The organism is Candidatus Saccharimonadales bacterium, assembly GCA_036397795.1.
Lineage (GTDB): Bacteria > Patescibacteriota > Saccharimonadia > Saccharimonadales > DASWIF01 > DASWIF01.
Genome location: DASWIF010000031.1, coordinates 1 through 1,540 on the forward strand (window position 1 = coordinate 1; position 1,540 = coordinate 1,540).

The 1,540-nt window shown below is 51.8% G+C and carries 2 protein-coding genes; both read left to right on the forward strand.

Features of this window, described 5'->3' with window-relative positions; genetic code table 11:
• Positions 1–148 precede the first annotated feature (148 nt).
• Complete coding sequence (locus VGA08_01795) at positions 149–529, forward strand: transposase (GenBank protein ID HEX9679328.1); 381 nt, start codon at positions 149–151, stop codon at positions 527–529.
• Complete coding sequence (locus VGA08_01800; protein ID HEX9679329.1) at positions 526–1,368, forward strand: IS3 family transposase; 843 nt, start codon at positions 526–528, stop codon at positions 1,366–1,368. Before VGA08_01795 ends, VGA08_01800 begins: the two co-directional genes overlap by 4 nt.
• The last annotated feature ends 172 nt before the right edge of the window (positions 1,369–1,540 follow it).

The window sequence follows — 1,540 nt, forward strand, 5'->3', positions numbered from 1 at the left end:
CATCTTGTTATACCCTATTGTGTGTGTATCTACTCAGTAAGCAATTATCCGCAACAACCCACCACCAGGCCAATCAACCAGCAAGAGGCAAGTTGCAAGAGGCAAGCGGCAAAAGAGTGACCCGTCCTGGATATAGTTTACAGGTATAATGACAACCAGGACGGAGGAAACAATGAAAAAAGAACCAGTCAAACGATACAGTCAGTCATTCAAGCAGCAAGTCATACGAGAGTACGAAGCTGGAGCCAGTATCACCAGTCTACGACAAAAGTACGGCATCGGCAGTCATCGGACGGTGGAACGGTGGGTCAAGAAGTACAGCCGTTCGGGTTATCGGTCCGAAAAGGTGGTCATCCAAACAGTGGCGGACCAGTTGGAAGTCAAAGCGATGAAGGCTCGAATCGCTGAGTTAGAGCGAGCCTTGGCGGACGCGGTCATCGATAACCGGATGCTGACGACGACATTGGAAGTAGCCAGCGAACGGTTGGAAATGGACCTTAAAAAAAATTTCGGCAGGAGGTTATCGTGAGCGCCACCGCGAGCGGGCAGGTCAGCAAACAGGTCGCCTGCGGATGGTTCGGCATCAGCCGTCAAGCCTACTACCAGGCTCAGAAGCGACAGTTGCAGCAAGAGGTCGAAGACGAGCTGCTATTGGGGCTGGTCAAGGACATCCGGCAGCGCCATCCGCGACTGGGCGGCCGCAAGCTGCACTATCTACTGCAAAAACCAATGGCGGAGGCGGGTATTACGAGAGGTCGAGATGCTTTTTTCGACCTGCTGCGGCAGCACGACCTGTTGGTTCCGACCAAACGCAGTCGCCGCCGCACCACCCGGGCCGGTCTGTGGCGCTGTCCCAACCGGCTGGCGGAAGTGGCGGTCGAACGCCCCAATCAAGTTTGGGTCTCTGACATCACCTACCTCCAGACCGAGCAGGGCTTTGTCTACCTGTCCTTGATTACCGATGCCTTTTCCCGCTACATCGTCGGCTATGACCTGTCCACCTCATTGGCAGCCGAGGGTTGCTTACGAGCCTTGAACCGCGCCCTTAAGCAGTCGAACGGGCTTGACCTGGCCGGCCTGATTCACCACTCCGACCACGGGGTTCAATACACCGCCTGCGCTTACACCGACCAGTTGAAATCGGCTGGTATCCTCTCCAGCATGGGCGAGGTTGGCAACTGTTACGAAAATGCCTTGGCTGAACGTATGAATGGTATTTTAAAGTGCGAATATTTTCTGGATGACCTTTTTGTTGACTTGCAACACGCTCAATTGGCGGTTGAGGAGGCCATCTACTTATACAATTTTGAAAGACCCCATTGTTCATTGGGGCTGCGTAGCCCGGTTAATGTTTATCTTGGATTTTAATGTGTAATAGTTGTCATTTTTGTGTCAACTTATTTCAGGACTTGACAACTTAATCACCAATCACCAATCACCACTGCCCAATGTCCACTTTTGTCTCCTTCCTGTCTACTTTTGTCTCTTTCCTGTCTACTTTTGTCTCTTTTCTGTTCATTTTTGTCTCTTTACTGCCTAC

Excerpts from the sequence above, each read along its gene's own strand:
- VGA08_01795 (HEX9679328.1), top strand. The coding sequence starts at position 149 with ATGACAACCAGGACGGAGGAAACAATGAAAAAAGAACCAGTCAAACGA.